We start from the raw sequence: 21,687 nt of genomic DNA on the forward strand, positions 1-21,687 counted from the left end.
CAGGAAGAATTAAGCGCTAGCGCTGAATGAGTCCACGGAAGGACTAACTCGCTTATCGTAGAAAGAAGCTATCATTTCACCTCGCTCTGGTGAGGATAGAGTCTTTTTGCCCTGCTCTGCAGGAGCAACAGAATCTGACGGATCCGCCTTTTTCTCACCGTCCTCTTCCAGGCTCTTATTGAATGGAGCATTAATGCTAATGTCCAGGTTCGGTTTTTCGCCCTCTTCACCTGACTCAATTTGCATCTGAGCTAATTCAGCCCGTGCCTGAGTTGCCTTATTGGTTGCTTCAGAAGCTATTGCCCTGTCTGCTGGTGACGGTTGTGCCGGTGCCATAGCAGCACGACGGACCACCTGCATTTTCTGGATAGTTGCTTCCGGGTCACCATTAACCGGGCTAACGTCAATCTGGACTTCGCCACCTACAGCGTAAGACTTCCCGTCGGGCCCTCGTTCATAATCGTATGACGGTGAACTGGCGTATCGACCACCGACAGCTGCGTGAGCCTGCTCGTGTACACGAACTTCCTGATCACGACTTTTCAGCTCATCGACTTTTTCAATTTCTTCTTCACTGAGTTTTTGCTGATTTTTCTCAGCATTGTCAGTGACCTCTTTGCTAGCTTTGTCGGTGGCTTTTTTGTCGGCTTGGGTGTTGGCTTTATTACCGGACTGGTCAGATTTGGAAGGTTCTTTCACCAGCGGCCGCTCGACATTATCTCTGTTCATCGACTCCGCAGGTGGTGCCGACGTTACAGGAATAGGCGGTAACGCTGGTGAGATATTCATACTAGAACATTAAGCGCTGGTATCAATCATTGTGCCCAACATCTCGTCGGCGGTTTCCACCGTACGGGTGTTAGATTCAAAATTGGTTTGCCCCTGGTTTAGGGAAACCAGCGAATCCGTTGTGCTTGCAGCGGTGACGCTTTGGCTGGTTTCTGCTGCCGCTTCCGTTGCAACTTCACCACCACTGATATTGGCATTGTCTTGCTGCTGAACATCGTTACGACCTGATGTAGAAGCAGAAGCAATTTCCTGGCTCGCTTGTGACACTTGCTGGTTTGCACGTTGCATACCCTGCAAGCCTGAGTTCATAGCTGCGCCAATCTCCATAATCATTCCTCCCACGCACTAAGGCGTGTTACCGCAAATGTACTTGTCAGTATCGGTCATATTTTAAACATTTTCAAGTACTGACAAATACCATTCACCGCTACCGTCGCTTGCCACTTTAAACGCCAGTTACGCGTGCTGTTGAATTTGGTTTAGCAACGCTTTCCATGAACGCTTTTGCTCTTCTAAAGCCGCTTTCATTTCATCTACCTGATGCTTCAACGCATCAATATCGTGATGAACATGTTCTTTCAACGCTTTCGTTTTGGTATCCAGAAGCTTTTTACGAGCCTGATAGTAAGCCTTCAAATGTTGACCCATTTGATCGTAGTGCTCCTGAGCTCTTTCAAACAAAGACTCCGGCGCTGACAAAGCCTTTTTCTGAGCACGCTTTAGCTGCATTTGCAATTTCGCCCGCTCGACCTGATACGGCGAGCTGCGTTTTAAGTTTTTCGCCAGCCCTAACCATTTACTGGTAACAATCAGCCATTTGGTTGGATCAAACTGCCACCAGCGAATGCCGTTGCGGTAGTCCGCTGCAAAAATGTGATGGTAATTATGGTAACCCTCACCAAAGGTTAAAAAGGCCAGTACGCCGTTGTCGCGTGCGGTATTTTTATCGGTGTAAGGTTGTTTACCCCAAATGTGCGCCAGCGAGTTAATAAAGAACGTGGTGTGGTGGTTCAACACCAGACGCAATACACCAATAACCAGTAACCCGGCCCACACGTCACCCAGCATGAAACCGGCGGCAATTGGCCAGCCAAAGTTTACAAACAGGGTCAGCGGCAGGTAATACTTATGCTGCCACATAACAATCGGATCTTTCTGTAAGTCCTGAACATTGTCGTAATCGGTATAACGACTGGCCTGATATTCACGGATCATCCAGCCGATGTGCGAGTACCAAAACCCACGTTTAGCGGAATACGGGTCTTTGTCGTTGTCATCAACATGCTTGTGATGTTCACGGTGGTCAGAAGACCAATGAAGTGCGCTATTTTGTAACGCAACCGCACCGCCAATGGCAAAAATAAAACGGATTACGGGGTTGGCATCGTAAGTGCGATGAGCCCACAAGCGATGGTAGCCAGCGGTAATCGATAGCCCGGCGAAACACGCCGTGCCTAACATCACCCACCAAAATGCGGCGCCAATACCTACGCTGTACGCGTATAAAGGCACGCCTATAAGGGCGACGACAAAAGTAATGGCAAAAACTAAGGTGTTCAACCAAATGATGGGGGGCTTTTCAGAAATCTGTTGCATGCATATAACCTAAAACAATCAAATAAAGGCAGGTATCGAAACAGCGTACACCTGTACGCCGAATGTACGCGTTTCCCGTTCAAATTACAAGCGGTAAAAGTGTAAAAAGCTGTGTTATCATTCTTTATACACACGCAAAAATGACTCTACGACTATGGCTGGAATTCGCGCAAAGCAAAAAGAGAAAACCCGACAAGCCTTGATTAACGCGGCAATGAATCAGTTAAACGCGGAAAACGGTTTCTCCAGCTTGAGCTTGCGTGAAGTGGCACGCGAGGCCGGTATTGCCCCCACCTCATTTTACCGACACTTCCGCGACATGGATGAGTTAGGGCTCACTTTGGTTGACGAATGTGGCCTGGCGCTACGTCAGCTACTTCGTCAGGCACGCCAACGAATAGAATCCGGCGGCTCTATTATTCGGGTATCGATTGAAACTTTTATGCAGTTTGTAGCGGACAATACCGCCACTTTCCGGCTGCTGCTGCAAGAACGCTCCGGTCGTTCGCGCAGTTTCCGTTTGGCGGTGGTGCGAGAAATAGACCACTTTAAAGCGGAGCTGGAAGATTACTTAGTTAACGAACAGTCCTTTACCCGCGAGTTGGCCGAATTGCAATCCGATACCATAGCTAAAATCGTATTCAGTGCCGGAGCAGACTGCTTTGATGTTGATGAAGAAGAACGCGAAATCATTACCGAAAAAACGATTCTGCAAGTTCGCTTAGTTGCCAGAGGCGCCGAAGCGACTCGCCGATTACTAAAAAAACAAACTTAATCAGAACATAAACTAGAACAACGGAGAATACCTATGCTTTTACGCGCTGTAGGTGGTATGGCATTAGCGGTCTGGGCGGCAGATTTAGACGCCCGTGAAATGACGCTAATGGAAACCGTAACCACAAAAGCCATTCGCTCGGCTCAATTGTCACCGGATGGTCAGTTCACTGCGGTTATCCGCTCAACGCCTCGTACCCCGTACGAAGACGACGACGGCTCCAGCTACAGTGAGTTAGTCCTTATTAACGCTGACGGCGAGGAAACCTCTTACCTAAGCAAAGATAAGAAGTTCAGCCGGGTCAGCTTTGGTCCGCAGAGCGAATACCTGTACTTTACCGCAAAAGAAGAAGGCGATGAGTACCAGGAATTGTATCGCATGCCGGTACGTGGCGGTGGTGTTCAGTCGGTCTTTGAGTTTGACGGTAACATTGGCAGCTACGCACTGAGCGACGATGGCAAGCAACTGGTGTTTTTATCTTCTGGCGCGAAAGACAGCGATAAGGAAAAGCTTTCGAAAAAGGGTTTTAAAGCCGAAGTGTACGAAGAAGACTTAACTTACACTCAGGTTTACCACGTTGCTTTGAACGACGAGAGCGCGGAAGCAAAAGCGGTTACCGCAGACAACCAGCACGCACTTTCCGTTAGCTTCCACCCGAACAACGAACAGCTGTTGGTACGTACCGCGCCAACCTCGCTTGTCGATGACAACTACATGAGCAGCCAGTACCAGTTAATTGAGCTCGATGGCGAAGTAAGTACTTCGTTTAAAAGCGAAGGCAAACTGGGTCGCGCAGAGTTTTCACCGGATGGTCGTTATTTGGCGATGATCCGCGCGGCTGACTATAACGACCCATCTGCCAGCACCTTGTTCGTTTACGATACACGTGAGCAAGAACACCGTAACGTGTTACCCGACTACAAAGGCGCCGTTAAAGACTTTAGCTGGCGCACGAATGAAGAGATTGTCTGGCTGGGACACCGTGGTACCGAAACGGAAGTTCAGGCTTTAACACTTAAATTTTTGGAAAGCCGCAGCTTACTAGAACTGGGTGAAGCCATTTTCACCAGCCTGGATGGCGAAGCTGGTAAGTCAGAGTTTGTATTGACGGGCCACCGCCCAAGCCACCCGAACGAAGCGTTCAAATACAGCAACGGCCGTCTTGAGCGTTTAACCGACTCCAACCCATGGCTGGCTGACATCGACATGCCGCGCCAGGAAACAATGACCTATGAAGCGCGCGATGGGCTTCAACTAGAAGGTATTGTGGTTTATCCAAAAGACTACGATGAAAGCAAAAGCTATCCATTAGTGATGGTGATTCACGGCGGTCCTGAGTCGCATTACAGTAACGGCTGGTTAGATCGTTACGCGTCACCGGTGAAGCACGCAGCAGCTAATGGCTATGCGCTGTTCTTCCCGAATTATCGTGGCAGCACAGGTCGCGGTGTTGAGTTCTCTAAGCTGGGTCAAAACGATTACGCGGGTAAAGAGTTCGACGACATTGTTGATGCTAAGAAACACCTAGTCGATATTGGCTTGGCGGACGAGTCTCGCGTGGGTATCACCGGCGGATCATACGGTGGTTATGCCTCAGCCTGGGGTGCAACCGCACAGACAGAGCACTTCGCTGCCAGTGTCATGTTCGTTGGTATCAGCGACAACTTATCTAAGTTTGGTACGACCGACATTGCTAAAGAAATGCACGCTGTTCATGCCCGCAGCTACCCGTGGGACAAATGGCAATGGTACTTAGAACGCAGTCCGATTTACCACGCAGAAAAAGCGCGTACGCCAATTCTGATCATGCACGGTAAAGAAGACACACGCGTTCATCCGTCGCAGTCGATGGAACTGTACCGTTACCTGAAGACACACGATAACGTGCCGGTTCGCTTAGTACTTTACCCCGGCGAAGGCCACGGTAACCGTAAAGTTGCAGCACAGTTGGACTACAGCATGCGCCTAATGCGCTGGATGGATAGCTTCCTGGTTGAGAAAGCGGAAGAGAAACCATCGTTTGAGCTGCCACACGCCGAACAGCTTAAATAAACGAAGGCCCAATAAAAAGGCCGGGACTTTTAGCGAGCTCCCGGCCTTTTTATGTTTAAACGATAACTTCCTTCTCTAGCCTTTTATGGCCTGCCAAATTTCCTTCCAGCCCGGTTCTTTCCCGTAATACTGAATACCCATGGCAAATAACCGGCCCGCTACATTTCGCATCCAGTAAACAAAGGCGCCCAATAGCACTAAACTCAGCAACCACTCCCATACTGCAACATCGGTTTGCATTAAGCGCGCAGGCATCATTGCGAATGAACTGACCGGAATAATGCTCATAACAGTCGCGATAGTAGAGTCTGGCTCACCAATCACACTGAAACTTAAAAACACCGGTAATAGCGGAACCAACATCACCGTACTGCGCGATGAGTGATTCGGGTCGTCGATGGTTGCCGAAAAACCAGCCAACATTGCGTTAATTAAAACGGCTCCCAGCACCACAAACAGAATACTGAGCAAAGCGGTTCCTATACCCCAGTCGAGTCCTGAACCACCGTCTTCAGAAAATGTGGCGATAACCATACTCACGCCCAAAATCATTAAACCGATAAAGGCCATGGACTTAATACTGTGCAGAGTAATACCTATGATTTTTCCGTCCATCCACTGCGTGGGTGTCACAATCGTCAGCAACTGTTCCGTCACACGTTGTTGCTTCTCGGCAGTAATCGACATCATCATCAATCCGAAACCGGTGAAAACACCGACCATGATCACCATCAGCAACATGGTGGCGGAAGCGTCGCTGGCATCGTCTATCGAAGCGTCTTCGCTTTCTTCAATAGCAAAGGTTATGTCTGGTTTCTCATCAATGACTGTGCGCTCTTCCGGCGTCAGTGTCAGTTGTTGAATACGAAGGGTCTGCAACTGCTCCTGCAGCTCGCTGCGTAACTCCTGCTGCCAGCTTTGTGACTTCTTCACCCAAACCTTAGCGGTTAACTCCGGTGTAATCACAATCAAGGTGTCTAAGTCTTCCGGTAGCTGCGTTTGCCACTTATCCACTTCCATGGTGCCGGCGCTACGCAGGGTTAAATCTTTTGGCGCCTTGAACTCCCAACCTTGTGGCTTATCCTCCTGATAGAAAATAGCGCCCTGATATTGGTCGGAAAAAATTTGGGTAATAGCGCCCCAGCCAGCGCTCACTGCAAAAATCAGCACTAAAATCGCAACTGAGAACAGCTCCTGCTTCCACTTAAAAAAGCGTTTGAACTCCCACCAGGCAATGGCTTTCAGCTGTTGTAAGTAACTAACTTTCATGACTGCACCTCCCCGGTTTGCTTGCGTATCGTGTCCAGGTACAAGTCATGTAACCCGGGTTGTATGGGCGCAAAAGCTTTTATTGGCACCTGTTTCGCCAGCGAAGGCCACAACTGCTCAATTTCAGTACCCTTGTTAAAAATTAACTCAACTTGCTCATCATTCACTTTACGGATTGACTCTACCTGCTCAGAGCCACTCCATTTTTCCATCGCCAGCTGGGCATCGGTAGTTACACGGTAGATCGGTTCGGGCAGCAACGTATTACGAATTTCCTGCAGGCTTCCCTGCGCAACAGCCCGGCCTTTATTCATTAACAGCATGGTATCGGCTAAACGTTCTACCAGTGCCATCTGATGCGCACTGAGCACCACCGTTTTACCACGCTCGCGGAGCTCACTGAGTACCGTCAACACATGCTCCTGATTCACCGGATCCAGGCCTGAGAAAGGCTCATCCAGAATCACTAACTGCGGATCGTGCAACAATGTTGCAATGAGCTGCACTTTTTGCTGATTACCTTTAGACATCTGACGCAATGGCTCGTCCTTCCGGTCAGTCAGTTCAAACCGTTCCAGCCATCTGTCAATATCATCACGAATATCACTCAGCTTCAGTCCACGTAAGCTAGCGATATAACTGAGGTTATCGAGAATAGATCGGTCCTGATATAAACCGCGGTCTTCAGGTAAGTAAGCAAAGTCGTGATAGGTCAGTTCGATACTCTCGCCGTTGTTCTCAACGAGGATTTCTCCTTCGTCGGGCCGGGTCAGGCCAACCAGCATACGAACCAAAGACGATTTACCGGCACCATTGGGTCCAAGCAGAGCCTGTATCTTACCGGGTTCAATATTAAGCGAAATGGCATCTACCGCAGTAACGGTCCGATAACGCTTAGTGACATTATTAACTGAAAGGCGCATGTTATTTTTCTGTTATTTGCTTATGAAGCGCCTATCTTAGAAACACAAAGGGCCCGTAACAAGTGTTACGAGCCCTTTAATTTGTATCAAACTATGAATTTACAGCTGAGGTCCAGCAGCTACCAGCGCTTTACCGTTATCGGTATCGGTAAATTTCTCAAAGTTTGCAACAAAACGGCCGGCTAAGTCTTTGGCGCGAACGTCCCACTCACCGTCCTCTTCGTAAGTTTTACGCGGATCCAGAATGTTACTGTCTGCAACGCCGGCCAGTTCAGTTGGCATAGCCAGATTGAAGTACGGCAACTCAACGAACTCAGCGTCTTCAATCGAACCATCTAAAATGGCGTCGATGATGGCACGAGTCGCTTTAATAGAGATACGCTTGCCAGTGCCGTTCCAGCCCGTATTAACCAGGTAAGCTTCTGCGCCAGCCGCTTCCATACGCTTCACTAAAACTTCTGCGTACTGAGTTGGGTGCAGACTTAAGAACGCCGCGCCAAAACAGCTTGAGAAAGTTGGCGTAGGCTCGGTGACACCACGCTCGGTACCCGCCAATTTCGCGGTAAAACCCGATAGGAAGTGGTACTGCGCCTGCTCTTTAGTCAGCTTAGATACCGGAGGCAATACACCGAAAGCGTCTGCTGTTAAGAAAATTACCTTTTTCGCGTGGCCCGCTTTAGACACCGGCTTAACAATGTTGTCGATGTGATAAATTGGGTACGAAACACGGGTGTTTTCAGTTTTTGAGTTGTCGTCAAAATCAACGTTTCCGTTGTCATCAACCGCTACATTTTCTAATAAAGCATCACGACGAATCGCATTATAAATGTCGGGTTCTGCTTCTTTCGACAGGTTGATAGTTTTTGCGTAGCAACCGCCTTCAAAATTAAACACACCGTCGTCATCCCAGCCGTGCTCGTCATCACCAATCAGTGCGCGTTTAGGATCAGTTGAAAGTGTCGTTTTACCGGTACCAGAAAGGCCAAAGAAAACGGCCACATCGCCTTCTTTACCAACGTTGGCAGAGCAATGCATAGAAGCGATGCCTTTTAGCGGCAGGAAGTAGTTCATCATTGAGAACATACCTTTCTTCATTTCGCCGCCATACCATGTGCCGCCAATTAACTGAATTTTTTCAGTTAAGTTAAACGCCACAAAGTTTTCAGAATTCAGTTCCTGTTCCTGCCAGTTAGGATTGATGCACTTAGCACCATTCATAACAACGAAATCTGGCTCAAAGTTTTCTAGCTCTTCTTCGCTTGGGCGGATGAACATGTTTTTCACGAAATGTGCCTGCCATGCCACTTCCGTAATGAAGCGAACCGCAAGACGTGTATCTTCGTTAGCACCACAATAGGTATCAACCACAAATAAGCGCTTTTTGGACAGCTGCTCTGTGACCAAGCCTTTCAGCTCGTTCCAGGTTTCTGTCGACAGGGGTTTGTTGTCGTTTTTGCCCTGGTCAGCCCACCAGACGGTGTCGCGAGTCGTGTCATCGCGGACAATGTATTTGTCTTTGGGGGAACGTCCGGTGAAAATTCCTGTATCGACAGCTACCGCTCCAAGGTCCGTTACCGTTCCTTTTTCATAACCTTGCAGGTCATCGCGAGTTTCTTCTTTGAACAGAAGGTCATAGGACGGATTATGGACGATTTCTTCGACATCGGTGATGCCGTAGCGGCTCAGATCCAGATTTGGCATGACGTAAGGCTCCTGAGATTACGGTCTTGTTCGTTAACGTTAACAGCAGTAATACCGCGCAAAACATCCTGTTTTGCTGCTGGTTTACTGGTCAATTTTCAGGCCGCGAATGTTAACCCGATTCAGGCAAAAAAGATAGAGCAAAATTTTGTCAGTTCGATAGAATGCCCGCCTGACTTAAGCAAGCAGCAGTGGGTTTCTGATCATTTATGCGTGATTCTTTTCACAGCCGAATTGGCTTTATACTAGCAGCCGCGGGCTCGGCCGTTGGTCTGGGCAACATTTGGGGCTTTCCGACACAAGTGGCCAACCACGGTGGCGGCGCCTTCCTGCTGGTCTATCTTTGCGTAATCTTTATACTTGCCATACCCGCGCTTTACAGTGAAATGCTCATTGGTCACAGCGCGCAAGCTAACCCGGTTCGCTCCTTAACACAGTTGTCTGAAGGCCGTGCTCGACCCATCGGCCGCCTAATGGGTTATCTGAATGTGCTGGGCTCGTGCTTAATGCTGAGCTTTTATCATGTGGTGGCCGGCTGGATGTTGGTTCACGCCCTGGGCTTTCTGGCCCGCGGATTTGGCATTGAAGCGGCTGCCGAATTTTTGCTTAACAGCTCGCTAACCCGCGACTTAATTTTTACCGCTGTCTTTTTGCTGGCCACGGCCTATGTGGTTTTTCAGGGTGTCGAAAAAGGGATTGAGCGCTGGTCTAAGCGTTTAATGCCAACCTTGGTCGTTTTGCTGGTTGCCCTCATTGCTTACATGCTGACCTTACCCGGTGCTGACGAAGGGTTGCAGAAATACTTAGTGCCAGACTTTAGCCTAATGACCGATACCAGCATTTTGGTGGCGGCTATGGGCCAGGCCTTCTTCTCGCTTTCTATTGGCCTGGGCGGCATGATGATTTACGGCTCTTACCTTAAACCCGGCGCTAATTTAGGGCGCTTGAGTTTATCGGTCGCTGCACTGGATACTTTTATCGCATTTCTGGCCGGTCTGCTGATTATCCCGGCTTTGTATGCCGGTATCCACCTGGGCGTCAATGTCGGCGAAGGCTCCCAACTTATTGGCGAAGGTCAGCTCATTTTTGCTGTATTGCCGGAACTCTTTAATAGTATGGGTGTAGCCGGGCCTTTCGTTGCATTCGCATTCTTTATTCTGCTGAGTATTGCAGCACTGACCTCAACCATTGCTCAGGCGGAAGTGCCGGTTTCTTACTGCATAGAGGAACGAAAACTGAATAGGCCACTGGCAACGGCTTTATCGTTGAGTGTTATCGCGACCTTCTCGCTGTTGTTAATCCTGTTCTTTGAGCCGCTGTTCGGCTGGGTTGTTACTGCGGTCACACAGTTCCAGTTGCCGCTGTCAGGGTTATTCTACTTGCTGGTCGTTGGCTGGTTATGGCACCGCAGCAACCACTTAAAAGCCATTGCTGCGGGCAGTATAGGCCTCACTTTATTACGTTGGCATATTCGTTATCTCTGCCCGGTACTGATGAGCATCGTGTTTTATCACGTCGCTTTTAGTTGACCCCGGCCTAGCTTTTGCCCGGCCGCTTACCTGAAAACTTCTGTTCTAATGCTGACGCCACTCGTGCGTCAGTAAATCCGGAAACGTCGCCGCCATGTAGGGCCACTTCTTTCACCAGCGACGAGGAAATAAACGAGTTTTCCTCCGCTGGCGTCAGAAATACACTTTCCAAATTAGGAGCTAAACGCCGGTTCATGTTGGCCAGTTGAAATTCATACTCAAAATCTGACACTGCGCGTAACCCTCGAATCAGCACCGTTGCATCGTATTCATGAGCAAAGTCTACCAATAAGCCGGAGAAGCCGACTACAGTGACATTGTCGAGGTTTTCGGTGACCTGTTGCGCCAGCAGGACACGCTCTTCCAGGCTGAATAAAGGCTTCTTGCTCGGACTTTCGGCAATACCCACCACAATTTCACTAAACAGAGTTGATGCACGCTCAATTAAGTCGGCGTGACCGTTTGTAATTGGATCAAAAGTTCCCGGATAAATTGCTCGGCGGTGCATAGAGTCTCCTAAACCGTTATTGAGCCTTTTCTAGTTTTCAGTAAAGAGTACACGCAAGTGCACACCAAACAAAAGCCCGATATTCAAATTAAGGATGCGAGTTGCGACTAACATCAGTAAACTAGATGGTAACTGACGTTTTTTAATAGTGGAGTAAAATATGAGCTCAGCCTTTTATCAGCAATTGGCCGACCAACTGGCCGAAACCAAAGCCGAAGGCCTGTACAAGAAAGAACGTATTATCAGTTCGGACCAAAGCTCTGAAATTACAGTAAATGACCGCAAGGTACTCAACTTCTGCGCCAACAACTACCTGGGGCTGGCGAACCACCCGGACTTAATTAAAGCCGCAAAACAAGGCCTGGACGAACATGGCTTCGGTACGGCCTCTGTCCGTTTTATTTGTGGTACTCAGGACATTCACAAAACGCTGGAACAAAAACTGAGCGAGTTTTTGGGTACGGAAGATACCATTTTGTATTCTTCTTGTTTTGATGCCAACGGCGGTTTGTTTGAAACCATTATGGGCCCGGAAGACGCCATTATCAGTGACGAACTGAACCATGCCAGCATCATTGATGGTATCCGCTTAAGTAAAGCTAAGCGCTACCGCTACAAAAACAATAACCTGGAAGATTTAGAAGCGCAGTTAAAACAAGCTGACGCAGACGGTGCACGTCACAAGTTAATAGCTACCGACGGTGTCTTTTCTATGGATGGCGTTATTGCCGACTTAAAAGGCGTTTGCGACTTAGCCGACAAATACGATGCGCTGGTCATGATGGACGACTGCCACGCCACCGGCTTCCTTGGCGAAAATGGTAAAGGCACGCATGAATACTGCGACGTTATTGATCGTGTTGATATTATCACCGGCACCTTGGGTAAAGCGCTGGGCGGTGCCTCTGGTGGTTATACTTCAGGTAAAAAAGAAGTGATTGACTGGCTACGTCAGCGTTCACGCCCTTACCTGTTTTCTAACTCAGTAGCGCCAGCCATTGTGCAGGCATCGATTCGTGTACTGGATATGCTGGCCGAAGGCCATGAGCTGCGCAGCCAGCTGTGGGAAAATGCGAGCTACTTCCGTGAGCAAATGACTAACGCAGGCTTTACTTTGAGCGGCGCAGACCACGCCATTATCCCGGTAATGGTAGGCGATGCCAAACTGGCCTCAGAAATGTCAGACCGTCTGTTAGAAGAAGATATTTATGTGATCGGCTTTTCTTTCCCTGTCGTTCCTAAGGGCAAAGCCCGTATCCGCACGCAGATGTCTGCGGCACACACACGCGAACAACTGGATCGCACCATTGACGCCTTTACCCGCATAGGTAAAGAGCTGGGTTTGATTTAAGGAGTAAAGAATGAAAGCTTTGTCAAAACTGCACGCAAAACCCGGCATCTGGATGACGGACGTTGAGAAACCTGAGTGCGGCTACAACGATTTACTGATTAAAATAAAGAAAACCGCTATTTGTGGTACCGATGTTCACATTTACAAATGGGACGACTGGTCGCAAAAAACCATTCCGGTGCCTATGGTGGTCGGCCACGAGTATGTTGGTGAAGTTGCCGCTATGGGCGAAGGCGTTCGCGGCTTTGAAATTGGTGACCGCGTTTCCGGCGAAGGCCACATTACCTGTGGTCACTGCCGTAACTGCCGTGCTGGCCGTCGTCACTTATGCCGTAATACCTATGGCGTGGGCGTAAACCGTCCGGGCGCTTTTGCCGAATACTTAGCATTACCGGCTGAGAACGCCTTCAAACTGCCAGACGATGTCACTGACGAGATGGCGGCGGTATTTGACCCCTTCGGCAACGCCGTTCATACCGCTCTGGCATTCGACTTAGTGGGTGAAGACGTGCTGATTACCGGTGCCGGTCCAATTGGTATTATGGCAGCAGCCGTTGCCCGTCACGTTGGCGCACGCCACGTGGTTATTACCGACGTCAACGAATACCGTCTGGACTTAGCCCGTAAAATGGGTGTGACCCGCGCAGTGGACGTCAGTAAAGAAAAGTTGTCAGACGTTATGACCGAACTGGGGATGAAAGAAGGCTTTGATGTCGGTCTGGAAATGTCAGGTGTACCGTCAGCGTTCTCACAAATGCTGGAAGCCATGAATCACGGCGGCAAAATCGCCATGCTCGGCATTCCGCCGGAAAATGTCGCCATTGACTGGAACCAGGTTATTTTTAAAGGCTTGGTCATTAAAGGCATTTACGGCCGTGAGATGTTTGAAACCTGGTACAAAATGGCCAGCTTACTGCAGTCAGGACTGGATATTTCACCTATCTTGACGCACGAAATGCCTATTGATGACTATGAGAAAGGCTTTGAAACCATGATTTCAGGTCAATCTGGCAAAGTCATACTGAACTGGGATTAACGAATAGATGAGCAACTATCAGCTAATGGAATTACCTATCGCCGTTGAGCATTGGCAAAATGGCGAGGCAGTCTTTGTTGATATCCGTGACCCGCAGTCTTTTGCTGCGGGACACATTCCGGGCTCCCAGCATCTGGATAACAGCAACCTGCCACAGTTCCTGAGTTCGGTTGATAAAAACCAAAAAGTCATTGTGGTTTGCTATCACGGCATTAGCAGTCAGGGCGCTGCTGACTACATAGCGGGCAACGGCTTCACCGATGTGCACAGCATGGACGGCGGCTACACCGCGTGGTCCATGTCTTTTCCTGAACACACCGACAGGAGTTAAACCATGCGACGATTGCTCAGCAGCCGTGACTCAGACTGGATGCACAAACTGTATCAGTATTTACGTCAGCAAGGCATGCCAGTCAGCGTTACAGAACGCGGTGAGCAATTGGAATTGTGGTTACATCAAAGCAGCTATGAAGCTGCTGCGAAAACGCTGATTCAACAGTTTAAAGATAACCCGGAATTAGCCGCTGAGCCGGCAAAGGAAAAAATGGCATCGCATTCGACCTCTTTGTCTTTTAGTTTGCTGAAACAAAGTGGATGGCTCACGCGTATTGTTGCGGTACTGACACTGCTGGTGTTTGCCGCGGTTCAGATGTACCCCGAAACCGTTCTGGATACGCTAAAAATTAGCCGGTACTTTGCCGCCCTGCCTTATGACCAGCCCTGGCGCTTTGTGACTCCCATTCTCATGCACTTTACGCTACTGCATCTGGTGTTTAACGTATTTTGGTGGTGGTATCTGGGTGGACGTATTGAGCGCTCTCTGGGTATACCCTGGTTACTGGCACTGCTGTTATTCTGCGGGATTACTGCGAACGTTATCCAATACCTGTTCAACGGGCCTAACTTTGGTGGTCTGTCCGGTGTGGTTTATGGCTTACTCGGTTTCTGCTGGATATACAGCTTTAACCGCCCAACTCCACTTTATCTGCCGCCGGGGCTGATCATTTTTATGCTGCTGTGGCTGGTTATTGGCTACACCGACATGCTGTGGGTGAATGTGGCGAATGAAGCCCACTTAGCCGGGTTACTTTCCGGCTGCTTTGCAGGCTTTGTGGTGCGTTGGTTAAACCCTAAAATGCGGCGACTTTACTGATAAATATATTTGGTAAAAATAACATCCCGGATAACCGGATTACCGGTTTCCTGCTGCATTAACTCCTTTGCTCTTTCCACACACTTTAAGCGCAACTGATCACGCCCGGTCATGGTTCTGACCTGGCGTTCTGTTGCCGTACTTAAAATGGAAACAAAAGCGTTACGCAACAATGGCGCATGGTGCTCTACCACACTAATGTAGCTCGGGTCAGGCACCATCACTTCAACCGCAACACGGATAAACCCCAGCCGATAATCATTACCCTCTTTCAGGTAATTGGTGGTGATGTCCGGCTCAAAACCATAGTAGGCAACATCCTGTGCTGATGCGCCAGGTACACTGCTAAGCCAAAGAAAAATACTTGCGAATACTGTTATCAGAAGTTTCATAGCCCTACCCGGCCCGATTGCTGTTCAATTAAATTCTCTCTGCTATCATAGCGACAGAGCTTAATAACGCCAACACAAATGACAACAGAGTTTTATGCTACCCCAGCTTTTCCCGTAAGCGAAACGCTGCATTGGGTGCCACCACAACAACTGGACTTAACCCCGGAACAAGCCGACTGGCTGCTTTACGAAGGTTCTCTGACCCAACGGTTAAAACAAGTAGGTGAGCAATTTTCCGTTAAACTACTTGGTCAGCAATTGCTTGATCCGCATACAGAAGAAAGCAAAAGATTAAACCATCATGGCCAGGCCGTTGTTCGTGAAGTTCTACTATACTGTAATGAGCGGCCATGGGTTTTTGCGCGCAGCCTGTTTTTGCCTAGCGCCGAAAGTTCGGACACGCTGAATTTGCAAAAACTGGGAAATCAGTCACTTGGTGAGTCATTGTTCGCCCGCGAAGATTTACATTGCGGCCCCATTGAAATCGCAAAGGTGCATTCGGAGCATGCAGTTGCACGGTTAAATCATCAATGGTTTCAACAGCAACGGGCTTTGCTCGGCCGCCGGAGAATGTTTTCAACCAGCGGTGAACAACTCTTAGTGAGTGAAATTTTTATGGAGCCGTCGTCACTTTATCCTTCGTCACTATAAAAGGAATTATCATGCAAAAGTTAGTCGCTTTTTGGCAGTTAATGCGGGCCGACAGACCCATTGGTACCTACCTACTTGCCTGGCCAACTCTCTGGGCGCTAATGATAGCCGGTGCTGGCGAACCACCGCTGCGAATTGTGGTGATATTTTTGCTGGGCACCTTTGTGATGCGCTCTGCCGGATGCGTGATTAACGACTTTGCCGATCGCAATTTTGATGGCCATGTGCGCCGTACCCGACAACGCCCGATTCCAGCCGGAAAAATATCGGCTACGGAAGCCATGATCGGCTTTATCGCCTTGTTGGCTATTGCCTTCGCACTGGTTATGCAGTTGAACACACAAACGGTGATGCTGAGCTTTTTGGCTGCCGGTGTCGCCGCACTGTACCCATTTTGCAAACGCTGGACGCATTTACCGCAAATTGTCCTGGGAATTGCCTTCAGCTTCGGCATCTTAATGGCTTTTACAGCGCTGGAATCCGAACAGTGGTTCATTGCCGGCTTGCTGTTTCTTGCTAATGTTATCTGGACCGTGGCCTACGATACCGAATACGCCATGGCAGATCGTGAAGATGACCTGCAAATAGGTCTGCAAAGCACCGCCATTTTATTTGGCCGTTTTGACCGTCTGGCCATTGGTATTATGCAGTTAGTCACGTTAGCGCTACTGGCCTGGGTGCTTTATCTGATAAATGCTGAGCCTTGGGTCTGGCTGGCTTTAGTGGTGGTGTCTGCGTTATTCGGTTACCAACACTGGTTGATACGTGAAAGGGAGCCCGGAAAGTGCTTCCGGGCTTTTCTGCATAATCATTACGTTGGCATGGTCTTCGCTATTGGCTTAGCCGTGCATTATTGGTTCTGATCACTCTTAGCCGGTTTGCTTTCAGCTTGCTCCTTAAGCTGCTGTACAAACTGCTCAACTGACTGACGAATGGTTTGTAATACCGGCCCATCAATGAGTTCATCGACCTGATCGCTGAGCTCACCTACTGGTTGTGCGGCAATTTGCTGACCATCGTCATTAATTTCAACAAAACCTTGCTGTTTTAAGCTGGCAATGAGTGTCGACATCACTTTCTTATCGTAAAACTCCGGCGCATCAATGCCATGAATTGAACTTAGCCGCTCTGCCAGTGTAATTGACTGTTTCTCCAGATCGGCACGCATAATAGGTTGCGCCTGTTGTAGCAGTTCCAGCACAATACAGTAACGCTGAAGAGTTTCACTGGCACTGTTAGCCAATAACCGTAACCGATACCACTCAGCGCTTTCCCGTTGAGCAATAGTACAAATTCCGTCTTCCAGTGTAATCAATTTCTGTCGCGTCAGTTCCTCCGCTATGGCTTCAATCCAGAGCGGCAAATCATCAACGTCGTGGCTTAAATACAATTCAGCTTTCAAAGACGGATAAATAGCCTGCGTCCGCGCGGCAATTTCAGCCACGCTCACTTTCTTCTTCGCCATAATAATGGAGGCGGCTATGCCCGGCACCACCATCATGTGAAGAATGTTATTTCGATAGTACGTCATAGCGATGGCTGACATATGTTCCAGCGAAACAACCTCACCCATGGTATCGCTGCTGACGGTAAACTTATCCGTACGCAACGCCTGTTGCCACAGCTCTTCAGGACTTTCTTCAGGAATACTGACCATATTGCTGTAAGGCACTTCCCGCAGAACTCCAAGGTAAACATCTAACTGGGCCAGTAGCTCTTCTTTCATTAGCGCGTGATGCTCAGAGCTTAATAACGCCAGCGCCGTTAAGTTAACGCTGTTTGCCGCAGCCGAATCGTTGATGCCCTGCATAACCTGCTCGGCTAGCCCACTAACAACCGGGTTTAACCAGCCGGGCCGCTCGGGTTCCTGTGCGCCCCGGGTAACAGACTCATGCCAGTTAGGCGCGGCTTTATCTAAATAATGTTTCAAATTTACCGGCTGGCCAAATGTCACAAATCCCTGTCCAAAATTCCGAAGTTTGGCCACTGTCTTTAGAATCTGAAAGACGGACTCTTTCTCCTTATCCTTACCTTTAAGCTCTTTAAGATAAGTCGCCACTTCCATAATATGCTCGTAACCAAGGTACACTGGTACCAACGATACCGGGCGTTGCTGGTCGCGAAGCATGCCCTGTACCGTCATGGCTAACATTCCGGTTTTAGGTGGTAGTAAGCGCCCGGTTCTGGAGCGCCCGCCCTCACTGAAATACTCTACCGGATAGCCTTTTTGGAATAACCAACACAAGTACTCACGAAATACCGCTGAGTAGAGCTTGTTACCGCGGAAACTGCGACGGATAAAAAAGGCGCCGCCACGACGAAAAATACCGCCCACCGGGAAAAAGTTAAGATTCACGCCTGCGGCAATGTGTGGCGGAACCAGGCCTTCTTTATAAATGACATAGCTTAGCAGCAGGTAATCCATGTGGCTGCGATGGCAGGGCACATAGATGACTTCGTGCCCTTGCTGCGCTAGTTGACGAATGGTATCGCCGCCTTTGACATGAATACCGTTGTATATCCGGTTCCACATCCAGGTCATAAAGCGATCCAACACCCGAATCAGGGTTGAATTATAATTGGCCGCTATTTCATCGATATAAGACAAAGCGCGTTTACGAGCCGCTTCTTCACTGATCTTTTTGCCTTTCGCTTCATCTAGTACCGCTTTCTTTAACGCCGGTGTATTGATTAATGCCGACATCAGCTCTTTTCTCTGGCTCAATTTAGGCCCTGCAACTGCGTGCCGCATACGCACGAAATGAACTCGCGCTACGCGCGCCAATTTATGCGCAATACGCATGTCAGTACCGTGGTCATTCGCCATCGTGCCCAGGCTAACGGCACGTGAAAAGCGCACCAGCACCTGTCGACCAGAAAATAAAATGAGCCAGAATTTACGCCAGTGGCCCGGGTTCTCCAAGTCACCCGTCATGGCATTACCTGCATGAGCCTCTTGTCCTGCCTGACGCCCCCAGAAAACACCAGCCGGTATCAATTGAACATCTAATTTAGTATTGTCTTTATGCAATGTCAGCAGCTGATGGAACTCAGAAACTGTCTGTTCCGAAGCATCGTTAGCCAATTCTTCCAGATACATGATGCGACTATAGGATTTTCCATTCACCGCAAGAGGTTCAACAGGGTCAGGCAAGCCGCGCTTTAACGCCGCCCGCTGCAAAATGGATAGATCCGCCTTTGAAGTTGAACGCATCACATAAACAACCGGCTTGCCAACGGTTGCTGAATGTTCTTCTTCTGTACCGTCCCAAATTTCCTGAAATCGCGTTAGCCAGCGCAACGGATATTTAAAGACTGGAAAAAAGCGGCTTATTCCTTTCATAGAGAGACCTCTGTTTTAAACAGAATGACAGGATACCAACTTCGTTTAAAAATGTCGTTCAAGAAATTACTTGCGAAATCGTTTTACCTGTATATACTCACAGTATCACTGTACAAATAAACAGGTACATTATGCGCCCGTTAACACCAAGACAATCTGAAATTCTTGAGCTTATTAAGGATAATTTACACGCGACCGGTATGCCACCAACACGCGCCGAAATTGCCCATAAGTTAGGCTTCCGTTCTGCAAACTCCGCAGAGGAGCACCTCAAGGCGTTAGCGCGTAAAGGCGTTATTGAGATACTTCCCGGCATGTCGCGCGGCATCCGTCTTATTGCCGATGACTACGATATCGCCGAAGGCCTTCCTTTAATAGGCCAGGTTGCAGCAGGTGAACCCTTGTTGGCGGAACAGCACGTTGAAGGCCACTACAAAGTAGACGAGTCCCTGTTTCACCCTGCCGCCAGCTTTTTGCTTAAAGTTAACGGCATGAGCATGAGAGATATTGGAATTTTAGACGGTGACTTACTGGCTGTGCATAAAACAGAGCAAGCCCGAAACGGACAAATTGTTGTTGCCCGTGTTGAAGACGAAGTCACTGTAAAGCGTTTTGAACAACGCGGAAAAACTATTTTGCTTCATCCCGAAAATGAAGAATTCTCGACCATTACTGTCAACCTGGCCGACCAAGTTTTTGCGATTGAAGGACTGGCGGTAGGTGTGATCAGAAACGGAGCGACCTTATGAAAACTCAATATCAGAATAAATTACATCACCCGGGCCTATGGACTGCTGAAAGTGCAGCGCCATCGTTCCAGTTAGAGGCAAAAAGCACTCATGACTCAATCGATGTTGACAACCTGTCTCCCGTTGTGCAACAGGCTTTGCAGCAAAAACCCAGTCAGTGGGTAACGGTTATTGGCGGGGACAAAAACGTGATTCAACAACTGATTGCTTGCGGTGTCGCCGAATCTCAGATCCGCTGGTTACGCAGCCACTCAGCTGAACGCTGCGAATGGGCGCTGGAGCAGGCTTTGCTGGCCGGTACCAGCAGTATAGTTATCGGTTATCTCGACTCTGTTTCGAACCGTACCTGGCAACGTGCCAAAATGGCCAGTAAATTGAGCGAAACACAGTATTTTCTGTTTGATAAAAACACACTGACATCCCACCTGCATTAATCCCACCTTGTTTGTGTGTTTTATCCCCCAAGGCTGCTTTTGCAGCCTTTTTTTAACAGATCCGCTTATTTTTTGTGCGTTTGTTTGATTTGATCTGGATCTTTGGGTGTAAATTCGTTAATAAATGCACTACCCGACTATAAAAATAATATAACAACGATAACTACAACAAAGAGTCAGTAGAGAAAGTGATTTCTGGGGAGAAGCTGTTCCTTTTTCTGCTTACCTCTTTGTTCTTCTAATTCAGGCTAGCAAAACTTGCTTTGCGGTCTCATTGAAGAATAAGAGGAGAAGCCACGTGAAAATGAAGCCTTTGTGGGCACTATTGGCGCTAACGAGTCTGCCGGCTGCTGCTCAGTCGCGTCTCAATTTGACCCAAGGTGTCACTGAAGTGAGTAACCGGGTTTACGATCTCCACATGATAATCTTTTACATTTGCTGTGTAATTGGTGTGGTTGTATTCGGTCTCATGTTTATTTCGATGATCCGGCACCGGAAGTCGAAAAATCCGAACCCTGCAAATTTCCACGAGAACGTCAAAGTTGAAATTGCCTGGACGATTGTGCCTTTGCTCATTCTGGTCGGTATGGCCATACCTGCAACCACTACCTTAATTGCAATGGAAGACACTTCCGATGCCGATGTCACGGTGCAGGTAACCGGTTCGCAATGGAAATGGCACTACAAATACTTTGAAAACGAAGTGGAATACTTCAGTCGTTTAGCCACTCGACAAGAACAAATCGATAATAAATTTGAGAAAGGCGAAAACTACTTGCTGGAAGTGGATCGTCCGTTGGTTATTCCAACCGGAAAGAAAGTTCGCTTCCTGGTCACTTCAGACGACGTTATTCATAGTTGGTGGGTTCCTGACTTTGCCGTTAAAAAAGATGCTAACCCGGGCTTTATTAATGAAACCTGGACTAAAGTCGACGAGCCTGGCATCTATCGCGGGCAGTGCGCCGAGCTTTGCGGGAAAGATCATGGCTTCATGCCAATCGTTGTTATAGCAAAAGAACCTGCTGAGTACGAAAAATGGATTACCGAGAAGGAAGCGGAGCAGCAGGCAGCGCGTGAGCGTGAGCAAGAGCTGCTCGCCATGGAGATGTCAGAAGACGAACTGATGGATCTCGGTGAAAAAGTTTACAACAGCACCTGTGCAGCTTGTCACCAGGCTAATGGTCAAGGCGTGGACGGCGTATTCCCGGCACTTGCCGGTTCCGGCGTTTCTGTAGACCCTGAAGCCAAGGACAAACACATCGACATCGTCGTTAACGGCGTTACCGGATCGGCCATGCAAGCCTTTGGAAGCCAGCTTTCAATGCGCGAGTTAGCCGCCGTTATCACCTACGAGCGTAACGCCTGGGGTAACGAAACCGGAGACCTGATTCAGGCCGCCGACATTAACGAAGTCATGAATCAATAAGGAGACGGTG

The 21,687-nt window shown here is 48.7% G+C and carries 21 protein-coding genes; 12 read left to right on the top strand and 9 right to left on the bottom strand.

The features are described from left to right. Window positions 1-9: 9 nt before the first annotated feature. The 3 genes from CWI78_RS05730 to CWI78_RS05740 all read right to left on the bottom strand — a co-directional run bounded on the left by CWI78_RS05730 (window position 10) and on the right by CWI78_RS05740 (window position 2,385). On the bottom strand, window positions 10-789 hold the full coding sequence (locus tag CWI78_RS05730; RefSeq protein WP_244213083.1) for a putative metalloprotease CJM1_0395 family protein: 780 nt from the start codon (window positions 787-789) through the stop codon (window positions 10-12). 9 nt (window positions 790-798) lie between these two features. Further along, window positions 799-1,116 (bottom strand): flagellar basal body rod C-terminal domain-containing protein, encoded by a 318-nt coding sequence (locus tag CWI78_RS05735; protein ID WP_126781126.1) that lies wholly within the window; start codon window positions 1,114-1,116, stop codon window positions 799-801. A gap of 129 nt (window positions 1,117-1,245) precedes the next feature. Beyond that, window positions 1,246-2,385 carry a fatty acid desaturase gene (locus tag CWI78_RS05740; RefSeq protein ID WP_126781128.1) on the bottom strand — a complete coding sequence of 380 codons (1,140 nt, stop codon included), beginning with the start codon at window positions 2,383-2,385 and terminating at the stop codon, window positions 1,246-1,248. A 154-nt stretch (window positions 2,386-2,539) separates the two neighbouring features. Here CWI78_RS05740 and fabR point away from each other — a divergent pair, with 154 nt between their 5' ends. Beyond that, window positions 2,540-3,160 carry an HTH-type transcriptional repressor FabR gene (gene fabR, locus CWI78_RS05745; protein WP_126781130.1) on the top strand — a complete coding sequence of 207 codons (621 nt, stop codon included), beginning with the start codon at window positions 2,540-2,542 and terminating at the stop codon, window positions 3,158-3,160. Between the two features lie 33 nt (window positions 3,161-3,193). Further along, entirely contained in the window at window positions 3,194-5,212 is a 2,019-nt protein-coding gene (locus CWI78_RS05750) for a S9 family peptidase (protein WP_126781132.1), read from the top strand. A 75-nt stretch (window positions 5,213-5,287) separates the two neighbouring features. Here the strand turns inward: CWI78_RS05750 and CWI78_RS05755 are convergent, their stop codons facing one another. The 3 genes from CWI78_RS05755 to pckA all read right to left on the bottom strand — a co-directional run bounded on the left by CWI78_RS05755 (window position 5,288) and on the right by pckA (window position 9,105). After that, on the bottom strand, window positions 5,288-6,481 hold the full coding sequence (locus CWI78_RS05755; RefSeq protein WP_126781134.1) for an ABC transporter permease: 1,194 nt from the start codon (window positions 6,479-6,481) through the stop codon (window positions 5,288-5,290). Further along, window positions 6,478-7,404, bottom strand: coding sequence for an ABC transporter ATP-binding protein (locus tag CWI78_RS05760; protein WP_126781136.1), 927 nt, complete (start codon window positions 7,402-7,404; stop codon window positions 6,478-6,480). Before CWI78_RS05760 ends, CWI78_RS05755 begins: the two co-directional genes overlap by 4 nt. Window positions 7,405-7,503: 99 nt before the next feature. Next, entirely contained in the window at window positions 7,504-9,105 is a 1,602-nt protein-coding gene (pckA, locus tag CWI78_RS05765) for a phosphoenolpyruvate carboxykinase (ATP) (protein WP_126781138.1), read from the bottom strand. Window positions 9,106-9,314: 209 nt separating this feature from the next. Between pckA and CWI78_RS05770 the strand changes: the two genes are divergently transcribed. Further along, window positions 9,315-10,634: a sodium-dependent transporter gene (locus CWI78_RS05770; RefSeq protein ID WP_126781140.1), complete on the top strand. Its 1,320-nt coding sequence runs from the start codon at window positions 9,315-9,317 to the stop codon at window positions 10,632-10,634. A 7-nt stretch (window positions 10,635-10,641) separates the two neighbouring features. Here the strand turns inward: CWI78_RS05770 and coaD are convergent, their stop codons facing one another. Further along, window positions 10,642-11,142: a pantetheine-phosphate adenylyltransferase gene (gene coaD / locus CWI78_RS05775; RefSeq protein ID WP_126781142.1), complete on the bottom strand. Its 501-nt coding sequence runs from the start codon at window positions 11,140-11,142 to the stop codon at window positions 10,642-10,644. 160 nt (window positions 11,143-11,302) lie between these two features. Here coaD and CWI78_RS05780 point away from each other — a divergent pair, with 160 nt between their 5' ends. Genes CWI78_RS05780 through CWI78_RS05795 form a run of 4 tightly spaced genes read left to right on the top strand, consistent with a single transcriptional unit; the run spans window position 11,303 to window position 14,682 of the window. Beyond that, window positions 11,303-12,493, top strand: coding sequence for a glycine C-acetyltransferase (locus tag CWI78_RS05780; protein ID WP_126781144.1), 1,191 nt, complete (start codon window positions 11,303-11,305; stop codon window positions 12,491-12,493). A 10-nt stretch (window positions 12,494-12,503) separates the two neighbouring features. Beyond that, on the top strand, window positions 12,504-13,529 hold the full coding sequence (tdh, locus tag CWI78_RS05785; protein ID WP_126781146.1) for an L-threonine 3-dehydrogenase: 1,026 nt from the start codon (window positions 12,504-12,506) through the stop codon (window positions 13,527-13,529). A 7-nt stretch (window positions 13,530-13,536) separates the two neighbouring features. Continuing rightward, window positions 13,537-13,860 carry a thiosulfate sulfurtransferase GlpE gene (gene glpE / locus CWI78_RS05790; protein ID WP_126781148.1) on the top strand — a complete coding sequence of 108 codons (324 nt, stop codon included), beginning with the start codon at window positions 13,537-13,539 and terminating at the stop codon, window positions 13,858-13,860. Window positions 13,861-13,863: 3 nt separating this feature from the next. Further along, the gene (locus CWI78_RS05795) at window positions 13,864-14,682 is read left to right on the top strand and encodes a rhomboid family intramembrane serine protease (RefSeq protein WP_126781150.1); all 819 of its coding nucleotides are present in this window, start codon (window positions 13,864-13,866) and stop codon (window positions 14,680-14,682) included. On the opposite strand, the gene CWI78_RS05800 is transcribed toward CWI78_RS05795, so the two are convergent. Beyond that, window positions 14,676-15,074, bottom strand: a complete 399-nt coding sequence (locus CWI78_RS05800) for a flagellar basal body-associated protein FliL (RefSeq protein WP_126781152.1) — start codon at window positions 15,072-15,074, stop codon at window positions 14,676-14,678. The two genes, CWI78_RS05795 and CWI78_RS05800, sit on opposite strands and share 7 nt — an antisense overlap. A gap of 78 nt (window positions 15,075-15,152) precedes the next feature. Between CWI78_RS05800 and CWI78_RS05805 the strand changes: the two genes are divergently transcribed. Beyond that, entirely contained in the window at window positions 15,153-15,725 is a 573-nt protein-coding gene (locus tag CWI78_RS05805; protein WP_126781154.1) for a chorismate--pyruvate lyase family protein, read from the top strand. 11 nt (window positions 15,726-15,736) lie between these two features. Beyond that, window positions 15,737-16,588 carry a 4-hydroxybenzoate octaprenyltransferase gene (ubiA, locus tag CWI78_RS05810; RefSeq protein WP_126781156.1) on the top strand — a complete coding sequence of 284 codons (852 nt, stop codon included), beginning with the start codon at window positions 15,737-15,739 and terminating at the stop codon, window positions 16,586-16,588. Here the strand turns inward: ubiA and plsB are convergent. Further along, window positions 16,576-19,068, bottom strand: coding sequence for a glycerol-3-phosphate 1-O-acyltransferase PlsB (gene plsB / locus CWI78_RS05815; protein ID WP_126781158.1), 2,493 nt, complete (start codon window positions 19,066-19,068; stop codon window positions 16,576-16,578). The genes ubiA and plsB overlap by 13 nt on opposite strands. A 131-nt stretch (window positions 19,069-19,199) precedes the next feature. Here plsB and lexA point away from each other — a divergent pair, with 131 nt between their 5' ends. The 3 genes from lexA (at window position 19,200) to coxB (ending at window position 21,677) form a co-directional block, all read left to right on the top strand. Further along, window positions 19,200-19,817 (top strand): transcriptional repressor LexA, encoded by a 618-nt coding sequence (gene lexA / locus CWI78_RS05820; protein ID WP_126781159.1) that lies wholly within the window; start codon window positions 19,200-19,202, stop codon window positions 19,815-19,817. Further along, complete coding sequence (locus tag CWI78_RS05825) at window positions 19,814-20,251, top strand: SOS-response cell division inhibitor (protein WP_126781161.1); 438 nt, start codon at window positions 19,814-19,816, stop codon at window positions 20,249-20,251. The genes lexA and CWI78_RS05825 overlap by 4 nt, the downstream gene beginning before the upstream one ends. A gap of 304 nt (window positions 20,252-20,555) precedes the next feature. Beyond that, window positions 20,556-21,677, top strand: coding sequence for a cytochrome c oxidase subunit II (coxB, locus tag CWI78_RS05830; protein WP_126781699.1), 1,122 nt, complete (start codon window positions 20,556-20,558; stop codon window positions 21,675-21,677). Window positions 21,678-21,687 lie beyond the last annotated feature (10 nt).

The sequence above is a fragment of the Idiomarina ramblicola genome, from assembly GCF_003987255.1.
Taxonomy (GTDB): Bacteria; Pseudomonadota; Gammaproteobacteria; order Enterobacterales; family Alteromonadaceae; genus Idiomarina; species Idiomarina ramblicola.